Raw genomic sequence first — 26680 nt, forward strand, 5'->3', positions numbered from 1 at the left:
GCATTCTACATTTTTTCAAAATAAAAAGAGCTCCACAGCTGCAAAAGCCGTGGAGCTCTTTTGTAATTATACTTGATCGCTACCGAAGAAGTTACGGAATGCCTGAATCGTTGTGTCTCGGTTAAGCGCTGCAATTGATGTTGTTAATGGAATACCCTTTGGACAAGACTGCACGCAGTTTTGTGAGTTACCGCAGTTTGCAAGGCCTCCATCCCCCATAATTGCTTCTAGTCTTTCTCCTTTATTCATAGCACCAGTTGGGTGAGCATTAAATAATCTTACTTGAGAAAGTGGTGCTGGTCCGATGAAGTTTGATTTATCGTTAACGTTTGGACATGCTTCTAAACAAACTCCACACGTCATACATTTTGAAAGTTCATATGCCCATTGACGCTTTTTCTCAGGCATGCGAGGCCCCGGTCCTAAGTCGTATGTTCCATCGATTGGAACCCACGCTTTTACTTTCTTTAATGAATCAAACATTCTGCTTCGGTCAACTTGTAAGTCACGAACAACAGGAAATGTCTTCATTGGCTGAAGTTGAATCGGCTGTTCTAACTTATCTACTAGAGCGGTACAAGATTGACGGGGCTTGCCGTTAATGACCATTGAACATGCTCCACAAACTTCTTCTAAGCAGTTCATATCCCAGTTAATAGGTGTTGTTTCATTACCGTTTGCATCAACAGGGTTACGGCGGATTTCCATTAGTGCAGAAATCACGTTCATATTAGGGCGATAAGGTATCTCAAATTCTTGATTATAAGGAGCTGTCTCAGGCGAATCTTGACGAGTAATAACAAAACGAACTGTTTTTTGTGCCGTTTGTTGTGCACTCATTTAACGAACCCCCTCTTGTTGTTTTTTCGTTGCTTTTTTCTCATCTTTTTTCTTTGTATAGTCACGTTTACGTGGCTTAATTAATGACACATCTACTTCTTCATAATGGAAAGCTGGTGCCTTTTTCTTATCAACAAACTGAGCCATTGTTGTTTTTAAGAATTCTTCATCGTTACGATCTGGGAATTCAGGCTTATAGTGCGCCCCACGGCTTTCGTTACGATTGTATGCACCTAGCGTCACTACACGAGAAAGCTGAAGCATATTTTGAAGCTGACGAGTAAACGTTGCCCCTTGGTTACTCCACTTCGCTGTGTCGTTAATATTAATACGATCATAGCGTTCAATAAGCTCTTGAATTTTCTCATCTGTTTGTAACAGCTTGTCATTATAACGTACAACTGTCACGTTGTCAGTCATCCATTCTCCTAACTCTTTATGAAGAATATACGCATTTTCTGTTCCATCCATTGACATAATACTTTGCCATTTTTCTTCTTCCTGCTTCACATGTTGATCATATAGGCTTGTTGGTAGAGCATCGGCACTTTTCTCTAAGCCGTTAATGTAATCAACCGCTTTTGGCCCAGCGACCATACCGCCATAAATAGCTGATAGAAGTGAATTAGCACCTAGACGGTTTGCACCGTGCTGGGAGTAATCACACTCACCTGCTGCAAACAGACCAGGAATATTTGTCATTTGATCATAATCTACCCACAATCCGCCCATTGAATAGTGAACAGCTGGGAAGATTTTCATTGGTACTTTGCGTGGGTCGTCTCCCATGAATTTTTCATAAATTTCAATGATTCCACCAAGCTTGATATCAAGCTCTTTTGGATCTTTGTGAGAAAGGTCTAAGTAAACCATGTTTTCGCCGTTAATACCAAGCTTTTGCGCTACGCATACATCAAATATTTCACGTGTTGCAATATCACGAGGTACCAAGTTACCGTAAGCAGGATATTTCTCCTCTAAGAAGTACCAAGGCTTACCATCTTTATATGTCCAAACACGCCCGCCTTCACCACGAGCAGATTCGCTCATTAAGCGAAGCTTATCGTCTCCAGGAATGGCTGTTGGATGAATTTGAATAAACTCCCCATTTGAATAGTAAGCTCCTTGTTGATACACAATGGATGCTGCTGAACCAGTATTAATAACTGAATTCGTTGATTTTCCGAAAATAATACCAGGTCCACCTGTGGCCATAATTACCGCATCTGCAGGGAATGTTTTAATTTCCATAGACTTCAAATCTTGTGCGGTAATTCCACGACAGGTACGCTCATCATCTAATACTGCTCCTAAGAATTCCCAACCTTCATACTTTGTTACGAGCCCTGCTACTTCATAGCGACGAACTTGTTCATCTAATGCATACAGAAGCTGCTGCCCTGTTGTTGCGCCTGCAAACGCAGTTCTGTGATGCTGTGTTCCTCCGAATCGTCTGAAGTCTAACAAACCTTCAGGAGTACGGTTAAACATAACACCCATACGGTCCAATAAATGAATAATGCCTGGGGCAGCTTCACACATTGCTTTTACTGGAGGTTGATTGGCTAAAAAGTCTCCGCCGTATACCGTATCGTCAAAGTGTTCCCACGGTGAATCTCCTTCACCTTTTGTATTTACAGCTCCGTTAATACCACCTTGAGCGCAAACTGAGTGAGATCTCTTCACTGGAACTAATGAAAACAAATCAACTTGTTTGCCAGACTCAGCAATTTTAATTGTTGCCATTAAGCCCGCTAAGCCGCCACCAACAACAATAATTCTTCCTTTACTCATCGTAACCTCACTCCTTTAAAACGTAATTTTATGCAAATGCGAATAGTGTACGTACACCTACAAATGTTAATGCGAAGAAAATCGCTAATGTTACATATGTTGAAATTCGTTGAGAGCGAGGTGTTACAGTTAACCCCCAGCTAACGCCAAATGACCATAATCCATTAGCAAAATGGAAAATCGTTGACACAACACCAACAATATAAAATACCATCATACCAGGATTACTTAAAATATCTTGCATCATATTAAAGTCTACTTTTTGACCAAGCGCAGCTTGAATACGTGTTTCCCAAACATGCCATGTAATGAAAATAAGCGTTACAACGCCAGATACACGTTGTAAGACAAACATCCAGTTACGGAAGAAACCGTATCTGCTTACACTCGTTTTGGCAGTAAACGCAATATACAAGCCATAGATAGCATGAAATAGAATAGGTAAGAAGATAATAAAGATTTCAAGTGCATAGCGAAAAGGTAAGCTCTCCATAAAATGAGCTGCTTGATTAAACGCTTCTTCTCCCTTTGTTGCAAAGTGGTTGACAACCAGATGTTGGACTAAAAATATGCCTACTGGTATGACACCTAGTAAAGAATGTAGTTTGCGATACTGAAACTCTTTGTTCGCTGCCATGTGCGTAATACCCCCCTTAGTTAGATAAACAATGTTAGTGAAAACAAAGCTCCCGAATAAAATAAATAGATTGATACAACAGAAAATGAAAACCTTTGCATTCTCTATTAAAATATGTGACACATCAATTTTACTCCCATCAACATAGAGCGTCAAGATAAGATATTTAAATCTTCATTAAAATATAAATTTATAAAAAATTAAGTTTGTTAACGCTTACTAAGTTGATGTTATAGGATTTTATATTTTTTACACTTCTTATTGTACACCTTTATGTAACCGTTTTCCACAAAAGATTGCGACTTCCTATAAAAGGATATTCATTTTATTGTACAATAATTTTTTACGTATTTCGAAAAGTTATAGATGCAACAACCATCTCATGGACTTTGCTTGATTTATTTTTAAAAATAGATGAGAGAACTGCTCAATTTGTATATAATAGATGTAAAGAAAGAGGGGAAAAAATGAGCAATCAACAAACTGAAACGCAGCAAGAAATCGTTGAAAGTGAAGAAATCAATCAAACCGATACTCCACAAGCACCTACAACTCCTTATTTTGGATACAGCTTACTTCGAGACGTGTTAATTCCAGAGCTTCTTAGCAATGATACGAATGAAATCTCGTACTGGGCAGGAAAACGGTTAGCACGAAAATTTCCACTTTCCTCTATTGAAGAGATTAGCGGCTTTTTTGTGAAAGCTGGCTGGGGACAATTAACCATTTTAAAAACTGAAAAATATAACATTGAAATGGAATTAACAGGTGAAGTTGTCAAACGAAGATTTACTGAGTATCCCAATTCATCTTTCCATCTTGAAGCTGGCTTTGTTGCTGAACAAGTTCAACAGTTAAAAAACTGTCTAACAGAAACTTATTTAACCAACAAAGAAAAAGCCGACAAAGTCCTTTTTTCCGTTCAATGGGATAAAAAAGATATCATTACACCTGAAACTAGAACGGAAAGATATAAAAAATAAAAGCGGGCTGTGCCCGCTTTTATTTTTGAACTTGATAAATATCTTGCTCTTCTAATTCAAAAGCAGTGTGCAAAGTTTCTACCGCTTTGACCATGTCTTTATGTGGCACAACTGTTGATACTTTAATTTCAGACGTACTTACCATTTTCACTTCAATTTCTTCCACAGCTAATACTTCAAACATATCGGCAGCAACGCCTGGGTTTGAAATCATACCCGATCCAACAATCGAAACTTTAGCTAAGCCCCTTTCATGCTCCACTTTTTTATGACCTACTACTTCTTTTAACTGAGCTAGCACAGATAAAGTCGTATCCGTATCTTCTGTTTTAATCGAGAAAGAAATAGATAAACGATTGTCTGACGTCACATTTTGAATAATAATATCCACGTTAACGTGCTCTTTTGCTAATGCTGTAAAAATGGTTGATAATGTCTGAAGTTCATTATTTAGCCCTTCAATTGTGACTCTTGAGATATTATCTTCAAATGCAATTCCTCTTACTACTAAGTTCTGTTCCATCGATACTTCCTCCTCAACAATCGTTCCTCTTTCTAATACTAGACTTGACCTTACCTCTAGTGGCACCTGATAGTTTTTTGCAAACTCTACTGCTCTAGGGTGCAATACACCCGCCCCTAGATTTGCAAGTTCTAGCATTTCATCATATGAAATAGACTGCAGTTTACGAGCGCCTTGCACGTAGCGAGGGTCCGTTGTAAATACTCCCGTTACGTCTGTATAGATATCGCACTTATCTGCTTTTAATGCCGCTGCTAAAGCTACAGCTGTTGTATCAGATCCGCCTCTTCCTAACGTTGTAATGCTGTTATCTTCCGACATTCCTTGAAATCCTGCTACGACCACAATATGATTTTCTTTCAAACGCCCTGCAATGGCTTGTTCATTAATCTTGGTGATTCGTGCATTTCCATGCTGAGCTTCCGTACAAATTCCTGCCTGCCATCCTGTATAGGAAGTAGCGTCATAGCCTTTTTCTTGCAGCGCCATTGTAAGGAGAGAAATGGTAACTTGCTCACCGGTTGTTAGTAGCATATCCATTTCTCGTTTACTTGGTTTACTTGTAATTTCTCCTGCTAATCTTACTAATTCATCTGTTGTTTTACCCATTGCTGATACAACCACTACTACTTGATTGCCTTGCTCAACTTCCTGGATAACCCGGTTTGCTACATGCTGAATTCGTTCTGTTGATCCAACAGAAGTTCCACCAAATTTTTGAACGATTAATCCCATAAGTCTCCTCATCCTTTCACTTGTTTTCAATATGATAAAGAGGCGATCTATTGCTTAAGCTCAGACAATAAAAAAAGCAATGAGATGGATATCTCATTGCTTAACGAACGAAAAGTATATAAAACGTTCAATGCCGTGAGATAGCTCTCCAAGAAACACATTCTTGACAATCCTACATTTATTCAACGCAGAACCAGCAAATGACTCTATGAGATGTCATTCACTTCGGCAAATTTTCCTTTCCACATTTGTCTTTAGAGCTCATACTCTTCCAAATGTGTACTCTTAAAATTCGCACCTCTATCTTCACTTCAGTTTAATGAAGTGTCATATGAAATTATGTTCTAGCTTATCAGAGTTTAAACTGGAATTCAATACTAATTTTTTAAGGCTTCAACAATTTGTTCCGCAACCGACCTTGGAACTCCTGCATTTTGAATCTCTTCGATTGATGCTTCCTTCATCTTTTTAACAGATCCAAACTTTTGCAACAACGCTCTTTTACGCTTTTCACCTACTCCTGGAATATTGTCTAATATAGACTGAAAAGCCGATTTAGAACGGACTTGTCGATGAAACGTAATAGCAAAGCGGTGAACCTCATCTTGAATTCGCTGAAGCAAGTAGAATTCTTGGCTGTTACGCTGAAGTGGAATAATTTCAGGAGGATCTCCAATCATTAAATTAGATGTTCTATGCTTTTCATCTTTGACTAATCCAGCTGTTGGAACAAGCAGCCCCAGTTCATTTTCCAAAACATCTTGAACAGCTGCTAAATGACCTTTTCCACCGTCAACAATAAGTAAATCTGGTAAAGGTAAACCTTCTTTTAATACGCGCGTATATCGTCTTCGTACCACTTCACGCATTGAACCATAATCATCAGGGCCTTCAACCGTTTTAATTTTATACTTTCGATATTCTTTCTTTTCAGGTTTACCGTCAACGAAAACGATCATAGCAGAAACGGGATCTGTTCCTTGAATGTTGGAATTATCAAAAGCTTCAATACGATAAGGCGCTTCAATTCCTAGTGCTTGCCCCAACTGCTCGACAGCACCAACCGTACGCTGTTCATCTCGTTCAATTAAATAAAACTTTTCTTTTAAGGCAATTTGAGCGTTTTTTGACGCAAGCTCAACAAGCTCTTTCTTTTTTCCTCGTTTTGGATGCTGAACGTCTACTTCTAAAAGCTGTTCTGCAAGGTTTGCATCTACAGTTGCTGGCACAAGAACTTCTTTAGGCTTTAAGTTTTTTCCGTAAAATTGTCCAATGAACGTTAGGAAATCTTCTTCTGGTTCGTGGTAAAACGGAAACATAGACACTTCGCGTTCCATTAGCTTTCCTTGTCGAATAAAGAAAACTTGTACACACATCCAGCCTTTATCATAAGAATAGCCAAATACATCACGGTTAATAAAGTCATTGAACGTTACTTTTTGCTTCTCCATTGTAGCTTCAATATGAGCAATTTGATCTCGATACTCTTTTGCACGTTCAAAATCTAGCTCTTCTGAAGCTTTCATCATCTTTTCTGTTAATTCAATTTTCACCTGTTCATAACCACCGCTTAGAAAGCGCGTAATATTATCAATAATTTCTTTGTTTTGGCTATCCGTAACGTCATATACACAGGGAGCTAGGCACTGTTCAATATGATAATATAAACATGCTCGATTAGGCATCGTCGTACATTTCCGCAAAGGATAAATGCGATCTAATAGCCGCTTGGTTTCATTTGCAGCCTGAACATTTGGATACGGTCCAAAATATTTTCCTTTATCCTTTTTAATTTTGCGCGTGATGACAAGGCGAGGGTGTTTTTCATTCGTAATTTTAATAAAGGGATACCCCTTATCATCTTTCAGCATAATATTATATTTAGGATCATGCTTTTTAATTAAATTCATTTCTAAAATAAGGGCTTCTAAGTCTGACGACGTCACAATATACTCAAAGTCTACAATATCATTAACCAGGCGCAGCGTTTTTCCATCATGAGACCCTGTGAAATAAGAACGAACTCGATTTTTTAGAACCTTTGCTTTTCCAACATAAATAACCGTTCCATACTTATCTTTCATTAAATAACAACCCGGTTGTTCAGGTAAAATAGCCAGCTTTTCTTTTAAATAAGGATTCATACTGCTCTCCTTCCTTCAATATTTTTAACCTTCGCCAAAACCTTCTTGCTTATCTATATTTATTCTTCATTTATACAAAAATAAAAGGAAACGAACGTTTATTCGTTTCCTTTTATTATATCACTTTTAGAAAAAATGTACGAAACCGTCAATGCGGTATAAAGTAGTAAAAACCTAGCTATCGCTAGGTTTTTTACTTACGCGTGTTTATCAACTAATTCAGCTAGTGCTTCTTTTGGTTGGTAACCAATAACTTGGTCTACCTTTTGTCCATCTTTAAATAAAATTAAAGTTGGGATACTCATTACGCCGTGGCTACCAGCAGTTTCTTGGTTTTCATCCACGTCTACCTTTACGATTTTCACTTTTTCACCGTATTCTTGATCTAACTCTTCAAGAACTGGCGCAATCATTTTACATGGTCCACACCATGGTGCCCAAAAGTCAACAAGAACTAGCCCTGAACCAATTTCATTTGAGAAAGTTTGATCTGTTGCGTGTGCAATTGCCATTGTAATTCCTCCTAAATATATGCTATATCTACATGATAAAGAAAGTATACCACCTTCATATAACAGTGGCTATTTATTTGCTTATACTTTTTAACGTATTCGTAACAATTTATTTACTACATAATACAGGTCGTTCCAAGACATGGAACAGCGAAAGACTAGCCAAGCTAAATGGCTTTATATAATACCTGTATCCTATTTTACACACCTTTAAACAATTCATTCATTATTTTCATAAGAAAAGTCTTTTCCACCGTAGTTGGCAGAAAAGACTTTTTCTTATGGGGATTGTACTTTTAATTTTTTAAATTCTTCTGTAAGCAGTGGTACGACTTCAAATAAATCACCGACAATGCCATAATCCGCTACTTTAAAGATGTTTGCTTCTGCATCCTTGTTAATAGCCACGATAACTTTTGAATTAGACATTCCAGCTAAATGTTGAATAGCTCCTGAGATACCGCAAGCGATATAAAGATCTGGTGTTACAACTTTTCCCGTTTGGCCAATTTGAAGTGAGTAATCGCAGTACTCAGCGTCACAAGCTCCGCGGGATGCTCCAACTGCTCCACCAAGCACATCAGCTAAGTCTTCTAGAGGCTTAAATCCATCTTCACTTTTTACACCACGTCCACCTGCAATGACCACTTTTGCTTCTGATAAATCTACCCCTTGAGTGGCTTTGCGAACTACTTCTTTTACAATTGTACGTAGATTTTTAATTTCCACATCAAATTCTTTTACGTCTCCTGTACGATTCGTGTCTTTTTCCAAAGCCGAGATATTGTTTGGACGGATGGTAGCAAAGATAAAGTCTTCTGTAGAAATCTTCTTTTCAAACGCTTTTCCTGAATAGATTGGGCGAGTGAAGACTAAGTTTCCACCTGCTGCTTCAAGTGCTGTTACGTCTGATATTAGCCCCTTATCTAGACGCGCAGCCAATTTAGGTGATAAATCTTTTCCTAAAGCCGTATGACCAAATATAATTGCTTCTGGCTTTTCTTCTTGAATAACAGCCAATAGTGCTTGTGCATAGCCATCAGATGTATAAGAATCCAAGTCATCATGCTCGGTTACAATTACTCGGTTTGCTCCGTAATGAATGAGTTCGTCTCCTAAATTTTTCACTCCTTTACCAACAAGAACGCCAACGACTTCTCCACCTTCAGCAACCGTTGCGCCTGCAGCAATTGCTTCAAATGATACGTGCCGTAATGCACCTTCTCTTGCTTCTCCTAACACCAATACTTTGCGTCCCATTTCAATTCCCCCATTATCTTAAGCTTTTTTTAAACTACTTTTGCTTCTGAATGCAATAGCGTAACCATCTCTTTTACTTGATCTTGAATATCGCCACTCAAAACGCGTCCTGCTTCTTTTTTAGGTGGTAAATAAATTTCGATTGTTTTTGTTTTTGCTTCTACATCATCTTCATCTAAATCTAAATCATCTAACTCCAGTTCTTCCAGCGGCTTCTTTTTTGCTTTCATAATGCCTGGTAAAGATGGATAGCGTGGCTCATTTAGACCTTGTTGCGCCGTAACCAATAGCGGTAAAGTTGTCTCAATAACTTCTGAGTCACCCTCTACATCTCGTACAACTGTTACGTTTGTTCCATCGATATCAAGCTTTGTTGCCGTAGTAACGTACGGAATTTCTAATAGTTCAGCGACACGCGGACCAACTTGGCCTGATCCTCCGTCGATTGCCACGTTCCCTGCTAAAACTAAATCCGGCGATTGATCTTTTAAATACTGCGCTAAAATTTTAGCTGTCGTATACTGATCCCCATACTCTACGTCGTCTTCAATATTGATTAGCACCGCTTTATCAGCTCCCATTGCAAGTGCTGTACGAAGCTCTTTTTCTGCTTCTTCGTTTCCTACCGTTACAACCGTAATTTCTCCCCCATGCTTATCTTTCAGCTGAATTGCTTCCTCTACTGCATATTCATCGTAAGGGTTAATAATAAACTCTGCTCCATCTTCTGCAATTTGACCATTTTGTAAAGCAATTTTCTCCTCAGTATCAAATGTTCTTTTTAATAAAACATAAATATTCATTTATTTCCCCTCCTAAAGATAGTTACTTTCCAACAAACTTTGGCTCTCTTTTTTCAATAAAAGCCGTAACCCCTTCTTTTGCATCCTCCGTGTTGAATACGCTTCCAAAAAGTTGTGCTTCTTTTTCTACTCCCTCGTAATAACGACTCGTTTTTGTATACTGTAGTAATTCAAGGGTCGCTTTTACAGAACTTGGGCTCTTTTTAGCAATTACTTCCGCTATCGCCGTTACTTTTGAATGAAGTTCCTCCTCATGGTAGGAAGCATTGGCTAATCCAAGGGTTACCGCTTCTGTTCCCTTGATTGGCCTGCTTGTTAGCATCATTTCACATGCCTTAGCAGCTCCCACATAGCGTGGCAGTCGCTGGGTACCTGCAAATCCCGGAATGATTCCAAGCTGGAGTTCAGGTAGGCCAAGCTTTGCATCATGCGTAACAAATCGCATGTGACAGCTCATCGCTAATTCTAACCCTCCTCCAAGAGCCGTTCCATGAATCATGGCAATAATAGGCTTTGGATAATTTTCAATATACTCAAATAAGTTTTGACCTTTTTTAGCTAAATTTTCATATTGAGTGGATTGTTGTAAGGAAGTAAACTCTTTAATATCGGCTCCTGCGCAGAAAAAGCGCCCTTCACCTTTTAGAATAATAACTCGAGTTTCCTCAATCTCTTCGTACTTTTTTAGTAGTTGTGAAAGCTCTTGTAATACGCCTTGAGACAGCGCATTAGCAGGTGGGTTGTTAAATGTAATAAACGTTATTCCTTGAATTGTTTCACTATACAAAGCGCTCAATTCTACTCACCTCTTGCTTCAATTTATGTAGAGCATAAGCTCTCCCCATTAAAGCGGAGAGCCACTGCATCCATTCATTAATAAATAGTGTACTTTTTTAGATAGTTCGCTTAATTCGTAACGCTGATCATTCATCACCCATGTAGTGACCGTTTCATCAATCGTCCCAAATATCATTTGGCGGGCCAAGCGAATATCCAAGTTTTCTGGAAACTCTCCTGTTTCGATTCCCTTTTGAAGGATGGTATCAATAACAGTAAGGTAATCTTTTAATACATCATTAATTTTCAAGCGAAGCTCTTTATTTGATTGTCTTAACTCTAACTGTGTGACAACCGCTAATGAATAATCACTTGCTAAGAATGAGAAATGTTTATCAATTAACATATATAGGCGTTCAGAAGCAGTGTTTACTTCAACAATTTCTTCCTGTACCTTTTCAATAAACTGTCCCATCTTTTCTTGAAATAAAGAAATTAATACATCTTCTTTATTTTTAAAGTATAAATAAATCGTTCCATCAGCTACTCCTGCTTGCTTAGCAATCTTTGAAACCTGAGCATTATGGTAGCCGTTTTCAGCAATAACAATTACTGCTGCATCAATAATTTGCATGTACTTTGGCTTATTTCTTTTCAATCTAAATACGCTCCTTTAAAATATGAATGATGATTCATTCATATTTTTATAATAAAGAAATAAGATGATTCTGTCAATTGTGTTTTATAAAAAAAGAGACGACGTTTATCACGTCGCCTTTTTTTGGCTTTCCTTTTCTTCCTCAACGAGTGCTCTTCTTAAAATCTTTCCGACTGCTGTTTTCGGAAGTTCTTTTCGAAACTCGTATACCCGAGGAACTTTGTATGCCGCTAAATATTGACGTGAAAAAGTATTTAATTCTTCTTCTGTACATGATACACCATTTTTTAGAACAATGTAAGCTTTTACTGTTTCTCCTCTGTATTCATCTGGAATTCCAGCAACAACGACTTCTTGCACTTTCGGGTGCTCATACAGTACCTCCTCAATTTCACGAGGATAGATATTATATCCACCTGCAATAATCATATCTTTTTTACGATCTACAATATAGAAGAAGCCATCTTCATCCATGTAACCAACATCACCTGTTTTCAGCCACCCATCTTGTAACACAGCTTCGGTTTCATCAGGACGATGCCAATATCCTTTCATAACCTGTGGACCTTTTACTACAATTTCACCAATTTCATTAATTGGCAATGCTTCGCCTGTTTCAAACGAGATAATTTTGGCATCTGTATCTGGCCAAGGAACACCGATACTGCCTCTAATTCTCTTCTCCCAAACAAAATTAGAGTGTGTAACTGGAGATGTCTCAGTTAAACCGTAACCTTCTACTAACTTCCCTCCCGTTATTTCCTCAAATTTTTCCTGTACTTCAACAGGGAGAGGTGCAGAACCACTAATACATGAATCAATGGATGATAAGTTGTATTTGCTGAGATCTGGATGATTTAATAACGCAATATAAATAGTTGGGGCACCTGGAAACAAAGTAGGACGCTGCTTATGAATTGTTTTTAAAACGCTTTCCACATCAAATTTCGGTAATAAAATCATTTCATATCCTTCTAAAACAGATAAAATGAGTACCGTGGTTAAACCATATACGTGAAAAAACGGTAGGATTCCAAGAATTTTTTCATGACCTTGTTTGCACCGATAAAGCCAATGAGAGCACATTGTTGCGTTCGTTACTAAGTTTTTATGAGTAAGCATAACTCCCTTTGGAAATCCAGTTGTTCCACCAGTATATTGTAATAAGGCAATATTTTCATTAGAAGTAACGTCATATACAAAGGTTCCCGATTCTCTTTTACGCTTCATAATAGTTGGGAATAGATGCGTATCACCCATATGCTCAACTTGAACAGTTATAGCTTGCTGCTTTTTTTGTACATAAGGATATAATAGATTTTTCGGGAATGGTAAGTAGTCTTTAATTGAAGTTGAAATAACATGTTTAATTTTTGTTAACGCTTTCACTTTTGAGATGCGCGGATACAATAGATCTAAAGCAATGATACATGTTGCTCCTGAATCATTTAATTGATACTCTAATTCTCTTTCTGTATACAACGGATTGGTTTCAACAACAATTCCTCCTGCCAAGAGAACTCCATAAAAAGAGATAACAGCTTGAGGACAATTTGGCAACATTATGGCGACTCGATCTCCCTTTTGTACACCTATTTCCTTGAGGTATACAGCCAAAGTAATTGCTTGCTCATATAGTTCATGAAACGTGAGTCGCTTGCCTAAAAAGTGCACAGCACACTTATGTGGATTCTTCTTAGCTGCTTCCTCAAAAAGCTGAGCTAACGTCTTTTCACTGTATGCAAGTGAATGAGGTATTTCAGGTGGGTACTGAGAAACCCATGGTTTATCAAGCATACTGCTCCCTCCTTTATTTTTTAAATTTTCTTTCTTCTTAAAGTATACTACTTTTGAATCAGTGATTAGCATGACAAATAGTTATAAAAAAAGAGAAGAGATTTTCACTCTTCTCTTGTCTAACTAATTTATGAAAAAAACAACAAATAAATAAGGCCAATTACCATAAACAATCCGCATAATCCAATCAATACTTTTGCCAATAGTTCCATGTCTCTGCTCCCCTATCCAATTCCTGCACCAATGACAAACGACATGCCAACAGAAATAATCAATGAAATTAAGCCGACCGCGCGATTATCATTTTCAATCTCGTCGTCAATTCGAAACTTTGGTGTTAAAAACTCAAAGATAAAGTAGCTCATTAACAAAAGAACAAACCCATAGATTCCCCAGCCCAGCATTGTAAATAAATTATCATTATGCTCGATGGAATACTTAAAAATATTGGCTAAGCCAAATATTTTACCTCCTGTAGCCATGGCAACTGCAAGGTTCCCTTTTTGAATTTCTTCCCAGTTTTTATATTTTGTTACAAGTTCGAAAATCGCTAAAAATACAACAATACTTAATATAACAACGCTGTAGTAAGCCGCTGATTCCACATAAGGATCTTTCCAAAAATTATCCATTCCTTGCAGCTCTCCTCCCCCTCATCTTCTCTATTACTTAAATTCTACGACAGTAACACCTGTCCCTCCTTCACCAGCTTCGCCAAAACGAGCTGATTTAACTGAACGGTGGTTCTTTAAATATTCTTGCACACCTTTTCGTAAAGCACCAGTTCCTTTTCCATGAATAATAGATACGCGTGGATAACCTGCAAGAAGCGCATCATCTAGATATTTTTCAACTCGACTAAGTGCATTTTCGTATCTTTCTCCTCTAAGATCAAGTTCTAAGCTAACATGATAATCTTTACCTTTTACCGTTGCAAGAGGCTTTGTTTCAACAGGTTTTGGTGAGCTGATGTACTCTAGGTCTTTTTCTTTTACTTTCATTTTCATAATACCCATCTGAACTTGCCACTCATTACTTCCTGTCCGCTCAAGTAACGTACCTTTTTGTCCCCATGTCACAACTTTCACTTCGTCGCCTGGAGACAGGACTCTCTCTTGCTTTTTAGGTTTAGAAACTTGCTTTTTACTTTTCTCCAATGTAGGGACCGCATCTTCTAGGCGTTTTCTTGCTTCAATCAGCTCATGCTCTTTAATCGATGCTTGCTGATTTTTTTGCATTTGGCGTAAATTCCGAATAATGTTTTCCGCTTCTTGTGATGCTTCCTTAATTGTATCTTCAGCTTTCTTTTCTGCTTTTTCATATAGCTTATCACGCTGTTCATTGAATTCAATAATTTGACGCTGAAGCTCTTGATGAAGCTTTTCAGATTCCTTACGTAATGTTTCCGCTTCAGCTAGTTCAGCTTCCGATTTACGTCTGCTCTCTTCAAGGGACGCAATCATGTTTTCCACTTTATTTGTCTCAGAACCAATATAGCTTTTAGCATGATTGATAACCTTATCTTCTAGCCCTAATCGCTTTGAAATTTCAAATGCGTTACTTCGTCCTGGTACACCAATTAATAGCTTATAAGTTGGGCTTAGCGTTTCAATATCAAACTCAACGCTCGCATTCACAACACCGGCACGGTTATATCCATATGCCTTTAGTTCTGGATAATGAGTGGTTGCAACTACTCTTGCACCGCACCCATATACTTCATCCAAAATCGAAATGGCTAGCGCTGCTCCTTCTTGAGGGTCTGTACCGGCTCCTAGCTCATCAAATAAAACAAGGCTTTCGCTATCTACCTTCTTTAAGATATCCACAATATTAACCATATGAGAAGAGAACGTACTTAAGCTTTGTTCAATTGACTGCTCATCTCCAATATCGGCAAATACGTGCTTAAATACCGCCATCTCTGAACCGTCTAGCGCTGGAATTTGGAGGCCAGCTTGAGCCATTAGTGTAAATAAACCAATTGTTTTTAGCGTAACGGTTTTACCGCCTGTATTAGGACCTGTAATCACAATCGACGTATAGTCATCACCAAGCTCAATATCGTTGGCTACCACTTCATCTTGCGAAATCAGAGGATGCTTTGCTTTAAATAACTTGATGTAGCCTCGGTCATTCATCTTTGGTTTTGAAGCTTTTAACTCGTGACTATAACGTCCTTTAGCAAACATAAAATCTAATTCACCGAGTAAATAAATGTTTTGTCTTAGCTCATTTGCTACTTCTGCCACTTGAGTCGTGAGCTCAATTAAGATTTTTTCGATTTCTTGCTTTTCTTTCATTTTCGCTTCTTGCAATTCATTATTTAACGTAACAATTGCTTGCGGTTCAATAAATAGCGTTGCACCTGAAGATGACTGATCGTGAACGATACCTCCATAAGCACTGCGATACTCTTGTTTTACTGGAATAACGAATCGGTCATTTCGAATCGTTACAACCGTATCTGAGAGCATTTTTTGAGCAGAAGATGAGCGCACTAAACTCTCTAGCTTTTGACGAATACGTGATTCAGTCGAACGAAGCTTTTGACGAATGCCTCTCAGCTGTTCGCTAGCACCGTCTAGAACCGTGCCATTTTCATCAATGCTCATCTTAACCGCTTGCTCTACTTCTGGCAGGGGTACCAACTTTTCGATATGTTCTTGGATGATTGGAATCTTGACGTCTTCGTCTTCTACTAATTGCTCAACAAATTGTTTTAATTGTCTCGCTGCATAGATTGTGCCAGCAATATCTAAGAGTTCATTTGGACTTAACGTTCCCCCAATTTCAGCTCGCTTTACGCTTTGTCTTACATCCGAAATTCCACCGAGAGGTGCATGTCCACGAAGTCTTAGAACTGTTGTGGCTTCATCTGTAGCATCCTGCCATTTTAAAACCTGTTCATAGTCTGTAGATGGAACAAGCTGATCTACTTTTTCTTTCCCTAAAGATGAGGCAACTTTTGTAGCTAGCTGTTCTTTTACTTTATTAAATTCAAGCACTTGAAAGATCCTTGGTTGCAAAATAAATTCCTCCTGATAATTATTACTCTTTGTGGCGGTTTAAAAACACCTTTAACTCATCTAAACTATACGTATTTAACACTGTTTGAGGCTTTAACCATCCCTTTACGCCAGTAGATACGCCAACCTTCATGTCTTCTAACATCTCGAGGTTGTGAGCATCTGTATTAATAGCAATTTTCACTCCTGCTTCTTGTGCTTTCTTAATGTGCTCTGCTGCTAAATCCAAACGATTTGGGTTTGCGTTTAATTCAAGAGCAGTATCGGTTTCTTTAGCAAGTGAAATTAACAAATTAATATCCACATCATACCCTTCTCTTCGACCAATTAAGCGTCCCGTTGGATGTGCAATTAAATCTACGTGTTGATTTGTTAACGCGTTTTTCAAACGCATCATAATGTCTTCACGAGATTGTGAAAAACTTGAATGAATAGAGGCAATGACAAAATCCATTTCAGCTAATAGCTCATCTTCATAATCGAGCGTCCCGTCTGGTAAAATGTCCATTTCAATTCCTGCTAGAATCGTAAAATCCGTATATTTTTCATTTAACCTCTTTACTTCTTCTCGCTGCTTACGAATGCGCTCTGGCGTTAATCCGTTAGCTACTTTTAAATACTGTGAGTGATCGGTAATCGCCATATACTCATAACCTTTTGCTCGGCAAGCTTCAGCCATTTCTTCAAGAGAGTAACCTCCATCACTCCACGTTGAGTGCATATGTAAGTCGCCTTTAATATCATCATGCTTTAAGAGCTCTTGATTCTTTGTAAAGATGTCTACTTCACGTCCATCTTCTCTAACCTCAGGTGGAATAAATGCTAGTCCAAAATGATGATAGAACGCTTCTTCTGTTTCAAATGTTTGGATTTCACCTGTCTCCATGTTTTCCACACCGTATTCACTAATCTTCTCCCCGTTCTCCTTAGCTAATTGACGCATACGAACATTATGATCTTTGGAACCAGTAAAATGATGAAGCGTTGTAACAAAAGCTTGATCTTCAACAAGACGGAAGTCAACGGATACGTCGTAGTCATAGCCGAGCGTCACAGAAACTTTTGTATCTCCATTTGAAATGATATCTTTAACAAGCGGCAATGACACAAGCTGTTCTCGAACAGCTGCTGGGTTTTCTGTTGAAATAATAAAATCTAAATCCTTTACCGTTTCTTTCATTCGTCTAATACTTCCAGCTTGTGAATATCGAATAATATCTGTCATCGCTTCTAATTGTCCTAGAATTTCTTCAGCAATTGGTAGCATAAATGCAAGTGGTAACCGCTCTGGTCTTTTTCCATATTCCGCGATTGCGGCTAAAATCTTTTCTTCTGTTTTCTTACCAAAGCCGGCTAATCCCTGAACTTTTTCATTATGACAAGCTTCTTCTAGTGAAATGATGTCCACAATGTCTAACTCTTTATATAACTTTGCAATCTTTTTTCCACCTAATCCAGGAAGTTTTAAAAGCGGTACTAGCCCTTCCGGCACTTCTTTTTTCAATTCGTCTAATACGGATGACTGGCCTTTTTCTCTAAATTCTTCAATTACCGTCGCTGTACCTTTTCCAATTCCTTGTAGAGTTGTTACGTCTTCAATATCACTTAGGCTACGCTCATCGCTCTCAAGCGCTGCCGCAGCTTTACGAAAAGCAGAAATCTTAAATGGATTATCTCCTTTTAACTCCATATATGTAGCAATAGTCTCTAAAAGTTTAATAACATCTTTTTTATTCATTATTCAACCTCGATTCAAGATTTATATGTATGAGTGCGGTCTATGTTTACTTGTACTACTTTGACACCAAAAAGCTTTATTTACGTTTAGTCCTTCTTTATTATTGTAAAACAAAAAAAGAGGATTTCAAAAGTATTATGCCACTTCTGAGCAATCCTCTCCACTGTCTATTTAAATTACTTGCTTATACCATACCGTATTCTGTCCACAAATCTTGAATGACAGATGATAAATAAGGTGTATTTTCAACGATATTTGTGGCAATTGCTGACTGCTGAATCGCCGTTTGTACGTCATTTACAGGAAGAACCGCCCCCAGATAGAGTAGAATGAATACGAGAACGTAAACCTCTACGAAGCCCAATGCTCCTCCTCCCCATCTATTCAGTTGACGTAAGATCGGAAGATCCGTTAAAGCAGTTAGCACAGAACCAACCATACGTAAAACAAGACGGGTAACAAAGAACAAAATCGCAAAAGCTATCATGCGATAAAAAGCATCTTCAAGAAACGCAGGATCTAATACAAATGATGCAACGCTTTGCTGTTGCATATTTGGAAACGGAATTAACAAACGTAGTCGAGGTGCTAAATCTGCGCTAAAAATATAGGCTACAATAAACGCTACGGCAAAGCTCACAAGGTGAACGATTTGTAGTATTAGCCCGCGTTTTAATCCAGTAACAAATCCTAACAGCAGCAGGATAACTAAAATAATGTCTAACATTAGAAGTCTCATTCCTCTTTCTGATGAAGTTTTTTTTCTAACATTTCATATTCCTCTTTGAGCTTTACATACTCATTCACAATATTGACCGCAGTTAGAACAGCTAATTTATTAATGTCTAAATACGGATTTTTTTTGCTAATCTCCCTCATTTTATCATCAACAATCGAAGCTACCAGTCGGATATGACTAGTACTTTCTGTTCCAACGATTTTATAAGGCTGCCCATATATATCAACTGTCGCACGTGTTTTATCTTGTCCTGACACGAGAAAGTCCTCCGTTCCACAAAAAATCCTAATCAATATCATATCATGAAGGAGACTGCAATGGAAACATATCAATATTTACGTTATTATAAAAAATAGACATTTATTTGTAAAATAAGTTGACTAATCAGCTTATCGACAATGAAAGGTGGAGACATATGTCACACGTTGTTTTAACTTTATCATCTGATGACATCTTCAAAATGAAAACATTTTACACTCCGCACTTACAGGCTAAAGTACCTGCCGGTGCAATATTTACTGCAAAGACAGGTAACAGCTCAATCACCGCTTATAAATCTGGAAAAGTACTGTTTCAAGGGAAAGGTGCGGAAGTAGAAGCTGTGAAATGGGGCAACACAACCGCACCAATTAAAAAGCAAATTTCTAAAACTAAAGCCGTTTTACCTCCAAACTTTAGTGAGCTATCGGTAATTGGTTCTGATGAGGTAGGAACTGGTGATTACTTTGGTCCAATGACGGTTGTTGCTGCATACGTTAAAAAAGAACAAATTCCATTATTGAAAGAGCTCGGTGTCCGCGATTCAAAAGATTTAACCGACCAAAAAATTATTTCCCTTGCTCAGCAATTAATAAAAATTACTCCTTACAGCTTGCTCGTCCTACATAATGAAAAGTATAATACTTTCCAAGAACGAGGTATGACACAAGGAAAAATGAAAGCACTTCTTCATAATAAAGCAATTTTAAACGTGCTGAATAAGATTAGTCCTGAAAAGCCAGACGGCATTTTAATTGATCAATTTGTTGAAAAGAATACTTATTACAAACATATCGCTAATGAAAAAGCAATAGCTAATGAAAACGTATATTTTAGTACGAAAGGCGAGGGCGTACATTTAGCAGTAGCTGCTGCATCTATTATTGCAAGGTATGCCTTTTTAAAACAGATGGATAAGCTTTCAGAAACGGTCGGTATGACCATTCCTCGTGGCGCAGGCAAACAGGTGGATATTGCAGCTGCCTCCATTATTAAAAAGCACGGAGTTAAAGGTTTACATTCCATTGCTAAAACTCACTTCGCAAATACAGAAAAAGCTTTAGCTTTAGTAAAAAAATAAAGAGTTTGGGACATAACAAAATGATTGCTTCTAAGAGACGAACAATAGCTGTTCCCATCTCTTTGGTTTGTCTGAACACGTTCGTTCCATTGCGCTACGGCCACTCGCTTTCCGCGGGGAGGAACCTGAGCTTCCTCGCTGCGCTGCGGGATCTCCGTTTTCCCTCTCTTTCCCGCAGGAGTCGAGTGTCCTACGCTCCATTCCACCCTGTTTCCAACATTGTTTTCACAATCAACAAAAAACCTGAACGATTAAAAGTGAGAAACTCTCAATCGTTCAGGTTTATCATTGGCTGAATTACTTATGTCCCAGCCTCTTGTTTTTTTTATGAACGTAAGCTTGCTTTAAATTGTTCTTCAACAACTTTTAATACATTAGCATGAGCTGCTGATACTTCTTCATCCGTAAGCGTGCGCTCTGGATCTAGATAGCGTAAAGAGAAAGCGACAGACTTTTTGCCTTCTTCCATTCTTTCACCATCATATAAGTCAAACACCGCAACTTCTTTCAATAGTTCTCCACCAGCTTCATAAATCGCTGTTTGAAGTTCTCCTGCTAATACTTCTTTATCCACAACAAGAGCAATATCTCTTGTGATTGATGGGAAGCGAGGAATTGCAGAATAGCGAACTTCTTCTACTTTCGCCGCAAAGATTGCTTTTAAGTTTAGCTCAAATACGTACGTTTCGCGAAGACCATATTGTTTTTGCGTCACTGGATGAAGCTGACCAACATACCCAGCTTCTTGACCATTTAATACAACTGCCGCTGTACGTCCAGGGTGCATGCCTTCTTGATTTGTAGGCTTATATTCAATGTGATTATCAAGACCTAATGCTGATAATAATCCTTCTACAACGCCTTTAGCCACATAGAAATCAGCTGCTTTCTTTTCACCTTGCCAGCTGTGAGAATGCCATAAGCCTGTGATTGCTCCTGCTACTCGCTCTTCTTCTATTGGTAGCTGACCTTCTTCAGTTCCCAAGAACACTGAACCTGTTTCATATAGCGCAATTGAGTCTGTTTGACGAGCGTTATTGTGTTTAACAGCTTCAAGTAAGTGTGGTACTAAGCTTTGACGAAGAACGCTGCGGTCTTCACTCATTGGCATCGCTAAACGAACTGTTGATGCAGTATTTAATGCAAACTGTGTTGCTTTCTCTGCACTTGTTAATGAGTATGTTGTTGTTTGAGCTAACCCAGCGCCTTCTAAGAAACGGCGTACTTTACGACGCTTTAGCTGATAATCAGATAAACGGCCTGGCGTTGCTACAGTCACAGGAAGAGTTGTTGGTAAGTGGTCGTACCCATACATACGAGCTACTTCTTCCACAATATCTTCTTCAATTGTAATATCACCGCGACGCGTTGGAACGGTTACGATAATGGCATCGCCTTCCACTTTGCTTTCGAACTGAAGACGATTCATGATTTCTTGAACTTCAGCCATTTCTAGCTCTGTACCAAGAACATGATTGATGCGCTCAAGCGTTACAGATACAACAGCTGGTTCAATTGTCATTTCATCAAATTCAACTGTTCCTGAAACAATTTCTCCACCCGCATAAGCAGCCATTAGTTCAGCAGCACGATCAGCTGCTATACGTGTGCGGCTTGGGTCGATTCCTTTTTCAAAACGTGCACTTGCTTCACTACGAAGACCGTGCTCTTTCGATGTTTGGCGCACAGATAACCCGCGGAAGTAAGCAGATTCAATTAACACATTTACTGTGTCATCTTGGACTTCAGAATTCGCTCCTCCCATTACACCGGCTAAAGCGATTGGGTCTTTACCATTTGTAATGACAAGCTGGTTCTCTTTTAGTACACGTTTTTGATCATCGAGAGTTACAATTTCTTCGCCTTCTTGTGCATGACGAACAACAACTTCTTTTGAGCCAAGACGATCATAATCAAACGCATGAAGTGGTTGACCGTATTCAAGTAAAATGTAGTTTGTAATATCAACTACGTTATTGTGTGGTCGAATCCCAGCTGCCATCAAGCGCGTTTGCATCCATAGCGGTGACGGCGCAATTTTAACATTTTTCACCATACGTGCTACGTATAAAGGATTATCTTCTTTTGCTTCTACTGCAACTGAAATGTAATCCGATGCTTTTTCTTCCGTCTCTTGAAACTCAACCTCTGGGTATTTTACTTCACGATTTAAGATTGCTGCTACTTCATGAGCTACCCCTAGCATGCTTAAACAGTCTGAACGATTTGGCGTTAAGCCAAGTTCTAATACTTCATCATGCAAATTCAATGCTTCTAAAGCATCTGCTCCAACTTCAGCATCGCTTGGGAATACAAAGATTCCTTCTTGGTAATCTTTTGCGACAAGCTTGCTTTCAATTCCAAGCTCTTGAAGAGAACAAATCATGCCGTTTGATTCTTCACCGCGAAGCTTAGCACGCTTAATTTTAAAATTGCCTGGTAATACAGCGCCTACTTTAGCTACCGCTACCTTTTGACCTTGTGCTACGTTTGGAGCACCACAAACGATTTGAACCGTTTCATCCCCAAGGTCAACCTGACAACGACTTAACTTATCTGCGTTTGGATGCTGTTCACGTTCTACTACGTGACCGATGACAACACCGCTTACGCCTTTATTTAAATTTTCTACACCTTCAACTTCAATTCCACTTTTTGTGACTTTATCAGCAAGTTCTTCAGCTTTTACTCCTGATAAATCTACATATTCTTGCAACCAACGATATGATACAAACATGTTAGTCCCTCCTTTATACTTGTTTGAATTGATTTAAGAAACGAGCATCATTTGTATAGAAATGACGAATATCATCAACGCCGTGCTTTAACATAGCGATACGCTCTACGCCTATTCCAAATGCAAAGCCGCGATATTTTTTAGAGTCATAGCCGGCCATTTCAAGTACATTTGGATGTACCATACCAGCGCCTAAAATTTCAATCCAGCCTGTTTGCTTACAAACATTACAGCCTTTTCCTCCACATTTAGCACATGATACGTCCACTTCAACAGATGGTTCAGTAAACGGGAAAAAGCTTGGACGTAGACGAATTTCACGCTCTGCACCGAACATTTTTTTCACAAATACCTCAAGCGTTCCTTTTAAATCACTCATACGAATATTTTCATCTACAACTAAACCTTCAATTTGCATAAATTGATGTGAATGCGTAGCGTCATCATCATCACGACGATATACTTTACCAGGACAAATGATTTTGATTGGACCTTTCCCTTCATTTCCATTCATTACGCGGGCTTGTACTGTTGATGTATGAGTACGTAATAACGTTTCTTCAGTAATATAGAACGTATCCTGCATATCACGTGCTGGGTGACCTTTTGGTAAATTTAACGCTTCGAAGTTGTAGTAATCTTGCTCCACTTCAGGTCCTTCAGCTACTTCATAGCCCATGCCTAAAAACAAATCTTCAACCTCTTCAATTACGCTTGTTAGCGGATGATGTGTACCGACTTTAACTGGTCTACCAGGAAGTGTCACATCGATTGTTTCTGAAGCTAGTTTACGGTTGATTTCTTCTGCTTCTAGCGCCGCTTGCTTTTCTTCAATCTTTGAAGCGATTGCTTCGCGCACTTCATTTGCAAGTGCTCCCATTACAGGACGCTCTTCAGCAGATAATTTCCCCATTCCGCGAAGTACTTCTGTAATTGGTCCTTTTTTTCCTAAATAAGCTACACGTACATCATTCAATGCTTTTAAATCTTTTGAGTCATCAATTTTAACAATCGCTTCTTGTTGCAGCTCTTGTAAACGCTCTTTCATTGAATAATCCTCCTTTTGTTTTAAAAAATTGCAAATAAAAAAACCTCTCCCAAAAAGGGACGAGGTTTAATCGCGTTACCACCCTTGTTAACCATGCATCTGCACAGTTCACTTCATTAACGTTAACGGAATATCCGGAACACCTTTACATCAAAAATGATGGTCCAAGTGTCAACTCAAGAGGTGAATTCACTTATTGCGCTTATAAAAATGCTTTCAGTCACGGCATTTTCTCCCTGAATAACGCTACATAAGCTACTGCTCTCTATCACTGCTTTTCGCATATTTAGCTATTGTATTATTATAGTGAAAACGGCTAGCCGTTGCAACTACATTCCACGTAAATAGTACATTAAAATTGCTGATGCAATTGCTACATTTAACGATTCACTCTTTCCAAATATCGGTATATATAGGTTATGGTCCGTTTCATTCAGCACCGCTGAGCTTACACCTTGCCCTTCGTTACCAACAATCAGAGCAAAAGCTTCTGGCTTTTCAACTTCCGTGTACACAGAAGCATTTTGTAATGATGTACCATACACGCTAACTCCACATTCCTTTAGTTCTTTAATCGCACTAATTAAGTCTTTCTTAATAACAGGCAAGTTAAAGATTGCACCTTGAGTCGAACGGATGACTTTACTGTTATAAACATCTACACAGCCTGCTCCAATAATGACTGCATCGATTCCAGCAGCTTCTGCTGTACGAATAATGGTTCCTACGTTACCTGGATCTTGGACGGCATCTAACAGCACTAATCGACGCGCTGTCTGTAAGACGGATGATGATTGGTTTTGGTAACAAACGGCTGCAATTCCCTGAGGGGTTTCTGTATCAGCAATTGCTTTAATAACAGCAGGCGTCACCACAATCATCTCAACCGTATCAACATTCCAATGCGATGGAATATCAACATTATCAGCAAGAATGAGATACTTAATCATTTCTCTTTGGTTTAAAGCTTCTTCGACAAGATGAAAGCCTTCCACCAAAAATAAACCTTGATTATCGCGCTCTTTTTTTGTATGTAATTTTTTCCATAGTTTAACCTGTGGGTTCTTCACGGAATCAATTCGCTTCACCAAACATAACTCCTCTATTTATCAATTTCAGTTACGATACATAAATTGAATGTGACATACACAAACTATTTTTGATTTTACTATCTATAGTTGAGGTGATCACGATGGATCTTAATTTACGAAATGCTATTATATCAAATGTTTCAGGTAATTCTCAAGAAGAGCTTGAAGCAACGATTATGGATGCTATCAAAAGCGGTGAAGAAAAAATGCTTCCAGGTCTAGGTGTACTTTTCGAAGTACTATGGGAAAACTCGCCTAAAAGTGAAAAAGAAGAAATTTTAACAACACTTGAAAATAGCTTAAAGTAAGTACAAAAGGTGCACTCAAATTGAGTGCACCTTTTGTTTTATTCAAACGTAATTTTATTAACCGTTTCACGATCAAGTTTTTTAATAACTTCTGTAATTAACTTCACCGCATTTTCATAATCATCGCGATGTAACATTGCGGCATGTGAATGAATATAGCGAGTTGCAATTGTAATAGATAGTGCAGGTACGCCGTTAGCTGAAATATGAATAGCTCCTGAATCAGTACCACCGCCTGATAACGCATCAAACTGATATGGGATGTTCATTTCATCTGCTACATCTGTTACAAAATCACGTAGACCCTTGTGAGAAACCATTGATGCATCATATAAAATGATTTGTGGACCGTCACCCATTTTTGATGCTGCTTCTTTTTCAGACACTCCTGGCGTATCACCAGCAATACCTACATCTACGCCAAATGCAATATCAGGTTGAATAAGATTGGCTGACGTTTTTGCACCGCGTAAACCAACTTCTTCTTGCGCTGTTCCAACGCCGTATACAACGTTTGGATGCTCTTGACCCTTTAAATTCTTGAGCACATCAATAGCAATAGCACAGCCGATACGGTTATCCCATGCTTTAGCTAAAAGCATTTTTTCGTTATTCATAACGGTAAATTCAAAGTACGGAACAATTTGATCGCCAGGCTTTACGCCCCATTCCATTGCTTCTTCACGACTAGATGCACCGATATCAATAAACATATCCTTAATCTCAACCGTCTTCTTACGTACTTCAGCAGGTAAAATATGAGGAGGTTTAGAGCCGATAACTCCTGTAATATCGCCTTTGCGCGTTACAATTGTAACACGTTGCGCTAGCATAACTTGCGACCACCAGCCACCTACAGTTTGAAAACGAATGAAGCCTTTATCATCAATTTGAGTGACCATAAAGCCAACTTCATCTAAATGACCTGCAACCATAATTTTAGGGCCTTTTTCATCACCAACTTTTTTGGCAATAAGGCTTCCAAGTCCGTCTGTTGAAATGCTATCAGCATAAGATTCAATATATTTTTTCATCACTTCTCTTGGTTCGCGTTCGTTTCCAGGAATACCTTTTGCATCAGTTAAGTCTTTTAACATTTGTAATGTTTCATCTAACTTTTTCATTTATCCATACCCCTTTCATATGTATATCTTTTATTATATAAGAAAGTATTTTCAGAGGAAATGT

General features: G+C 38.5%; 23 protein-coding genes, 1 riboswitch and 1 other annotated feature. Of the genes, 3 read left to right on the forward strand and 20 right to left on the reverse strand.

Annotation, left to right across the window (positions count from 1 at the left end; genetic code table 11):
- Nucleotides 1-66 precede the first annotated feature (66 nt).
- Genes sdhB through MKZ18_RS18070 form a run of 3 tightly spaced genes read right to left on the reverse strand, consistent with a single transcriptional unit; the run spans nt 67 to nt 3271 of the window.
- The gene (gene sdhB / locus MKZ18_RS18060) at nt 67-840 is read right to left on the reverse strand and encodes a succinate dehydrogenase iron-sulfur subunit (protein WP_025907850.1); all 774 of its coding nucleotides are present in this window, start codon (nt 838-840) and stop codon (nt 67-69) included.
- Nucleotides 841-2634, reverse strand: coding sequence for a succinate dehydrogenase flavoprotein subunit (sdhA, locus tag MKZ18_RS18065; protein ID WP_025907849.1), 1794 nt, complete (start codon nt 2632-2634; stop codon nt 841-843). It abuts the gene before it with no gap.
- Nucleotides 2635-2662: 28 nt separating this feature from the next.
- Entirely contained in the window at nt 2663-3271 is a 609-nt protein-coding gene (locus tag MKZ18_RS18070; protein ID WP_025907848.1) for a succinate dehydrogenase cytochrome b558 subunit, read from the reverse strand.
- A 467-nt stretch (nt 3272-3738) separates the two neighbouring features.
- Between MKZ18_RS18070 and MKZ18_RS18075 the strand changes: the two genes are divergently transcribed.
- The gene (locus MKZ18_RS18075; RefSeq protein WP_061785407.1) at nt 3739-4254 is read left to right on the forward strand and encodes a YslB family protein; all 516 of its coding nucleotides are present in this window, start codon (nt 3739-3741) and stop codon (nt 4252-4254) included.
- Between the two features lie 19 nt (nt 4255-4273).
- Here the strand turns inward: MKZ18_RS18075 and MKZ18_RS18080 are convergent, their stop codons facing one another.
- The 13 genes from MKZ18_RS18080 to zapA form a co-directional block, all read right to left on the reverse strand.
- Nucleotides 4274-5512, reverse strand: coding sequence for an aspartate kinase (locus MKZ18_RS18080; RefSeq protein ID WP_025907846.1), 1239 nt, complete (start codon nt 5510-5512; stop codon nt 4274-4276).
- A 133-nt stretch (nt 5513-5645) separates the two neighbouring features.
- Nucleotides 5646-5823: riboswitch (Lysine riboswitch) on the reverse strand.
- A 66-nt stretch (nt 5824-5889) separates the two neighbouring features.
- Nucleotides 5890-7656 (reverse strand): excinuclease ABC subunit UvrC, encoded by a 1767-nt coding sequence (gene uvrC / locus MKZ18_RS18085; protein ID WP_144593828.1) that lies wholly within the window; start codon nt 7654-7656, stop codon nt 5890-5892.
- A 197-nt stretch (nt 7657-7853) separates the two neighbouring features.
- Nucleotides 7854-8168 (reverse strand): thioredoxin, encoded by a 315-nt coding sequence (gene trxA, locus MKZ18_RS18090; protein ID WP_025907844.1) that lies wholly within the window; start codon nt 8166-8168, stop codon nt 7854-7856.
- Nucleotides 8169-8447: 279 nt separating this feature from the next.
- Complete coding sequence (locus tag MKZ18_RS18095; protein ID WP_144593827.1) at nt 8448-9428, reverse strand: electron transfer flavoprotein subunit alpha/FixB family protein; 981 nt, start codon at nt 9426-9428, stop codon at nt 8448-8450.
- Between the two features lie 29 nt (nt 9429-9457).
- Nucleotides 9458-10231: an electron transfer flavoprotein subunit beta/FixA family protein gene (locus MKZ18_RS18100; RefSeq protein WP_025907842.1), complete on the reverse strand. Its 774-nt coding sequence runs from the start codon at nt 10229-10231 to the stop codon at nt 9458-9460.
- Nucleotides 10232-10253: 22 nt separating this feature from the next.
- Nucleotides 10254-11027, reverse strand: a complete 774-nt coding sequence (locus MKZ18_RS18105; RefSeq protein WP_025907841.1) for an enoyl-CoA hydratase — start codon at nt 11025-11027, stop codon at nt 10254-10256.
- 48 nt (nt 11028-11075) lie between these two features.
- Nucleotides 11076-11666 carry a TetR/AcrR family transcriptional regulator gene (locus MKZ18_RS18110; RefSeq protein WP_025907840.1) on the reverse strand — a complete coding sequence of 197 codons (591 nt, stop codon included), beginning with the start codon at nt 11664-11666 and terminating at the stop codon, nt 11076-11078.
- Between the two features lie 108 nt (nt 11667-11774).
- The gene (locus MKZ18_RS18115; protein ID WP_239428616.1) at nt 11775-13463 is read right to left on the reverse strand and encodes a long-chain-fatty-acid--CoA ligase; all 1689 of its coding nucleotides are present in this window, start codon (nt 13461-13463) and stop codon (nt 11775-11777) included.
- Nucleotides 13464-13687: 224 nt separating this feature from the next.
- Nucleotides 13688-14095, reverse strand: a complete 408-nt coding sequence (locus tag MKZ18_RS18120) for a DUF350 domain-containing protein (protein WP_076512640.1) — start codon at nt 14093-14095, stop codon at nt 13688-13690.
- 33 nt (nt 14096-14128) lie between these two features.
- Nucleotides 14129-16492, reverse strand: coding sequence for an endonuclease MutS2 (locus tag MKZ18_RS18125; RefSeq protein ID WP_144593825.1), 2364 nt, complete (start codon nt 16490-16492; stop codon nt 14129-14131).
- Nucleotides 16493-16514: 22 nt separating this feature from the next.
- On the reverse strand, nt 16515-18230 hold the full coding sequence (gene polX / locus MKZ18_RS18130) for a DNA polymerase/3'-5' exonuclease PolX (RefSeq protein ID WP_340842106.1): 1716 nt from the start codon (nt 18228-18230) through the stop codon (nt 16515-16517).
- Nucleotides 18231-18414: 184 nt separating this feature from the next.
- Nucleotides 18415-18957 carry a CvpA family protein gene (locus MKZ18_RS18135; protein ID WP_025907835.1) on the reverse strand — a complete coding sequence of 181 codons (543 nt, stop codon included), beginning with the start codon at nt 18955-18957 and terminating at the stop codon, nt 18415-18417.
- Nucleotides 18958-18965: 8 nt separating this feature from the next.
- Nucleotides 18966-19226 (reverse strand): cell division protein ZapA, encoded by a 261-nt coding sequence (gene zapA / locus MKZ18_RS18140; protein WP_025907834.1) that lies wholly within the window; start codon nt 19224-19226, stop codon nt 18966-18968.
- A 158-nt stretch (nt 19227-19384) separates the two neighbouring features.
- Between zapA and rnhC the strand changes: the two genes are divergently transcribed.
- Nucleotides 19385-20308 (forward strand): ribonuclease HIII, encoded by a 924-nt coding sequence (gene rnhC, locus MKZ18_RS18145; RefSeq protein WP_144593823.1) that lies wholly within the window; start codon nt 19385-19387, stop codon nt 20306-20308.
- Nucleotides 20309-20633: 325 nt separating this feature from the next.
- Here the strand turns inward: rnhC and pheT are convergent, their stop codons facing one another.
- From pheT to MKZ18_RS18160, 3 genes are all read right to left on the reverse strand, one after another.
- Complete coding sequence (gene pheT / locus MKZ18_RS18150; protein WP_076512637.1) at nt 20634-23045, reverse strand: phenylalanine--tRNA ligase subunit beta; 2412 nt, start codon at nt 23043-23045, stop codon at nt 20634-20636.
- Nucleotides 23046-23058: 13 nt separating this feature from the next.
- Nucleotides 23059-24093: a phenylalanine--tRNA ligase subunit alpha gene (pheS, locus tag MKZ18_RS18155; RefSeq protein ID WP_025907194.1), complete on the reverse strand. Its 1035-nt coding sequence runs from the start codon at nt 24091-24093 to the stop codon at nt 23059-23061.
- Between the two features lie 52 nt (nt 24094-24145).
- Nucleotides 24146-24374: a binding site (T-box leader), on the reverse strand.
- Between the two features lie 48 nt (nt 24375-24422).
- Nucleotides 24423-25181 carry a TrmH family RNA methyltransferase gene (locus MKZ18_RS18160; RefSeq protein WP_025907196.1) on the reverse strand — a complete coding sequence of 253 codons (759 nt, stop codon included), beginning with the start codon at nt 25179-25181 and terminating at the stop codon, nt 24423-24425.
- 104 nt (nt 25182-25285) lie between these two features.
- Here MKZ18_RS18160 and sspI point away from each other — a divergent pair, with 104 nt between their 5' ends.
- Nucleotides 25286-25492: a small acid-soluble spore protein SspI gene (gene sspI, locus MKZ18_RS18165; RefSeq protein WP_061784967.1), complete on the forward strand. Its 207-nt coding sequence runs from the start codon at nt 25286-25288 to the stop codon at nt 25490-25492.
- 38 nt (nt 25493-25530) lie between these two features.
- Here sspI and MKZ18_RS18170 read toward each other — a convergent pair whose 3' ends face one another.
- Entirely contained in the window at nt 25531-26616 is a 1086-nt protein-coding gene (locus MKZ18_RS18170; RefSeq protein WP_025907201.1) for a M42 family metallopeptidase, read from the reverse strand.
- Nucleotides 26617-26680 lie beyond the last annotated feature (64 nt).

Source organism: Priestia sp. FSL W8-0001 (assembly GCF_038050335.1).
In the GTDB taxonomy this organism is placed as follows: domain Bacteria; phylum Bacillota; class Bacilli; order Bacillales; family Bacillaceae_H; genus Priestia; species Priestia flexa.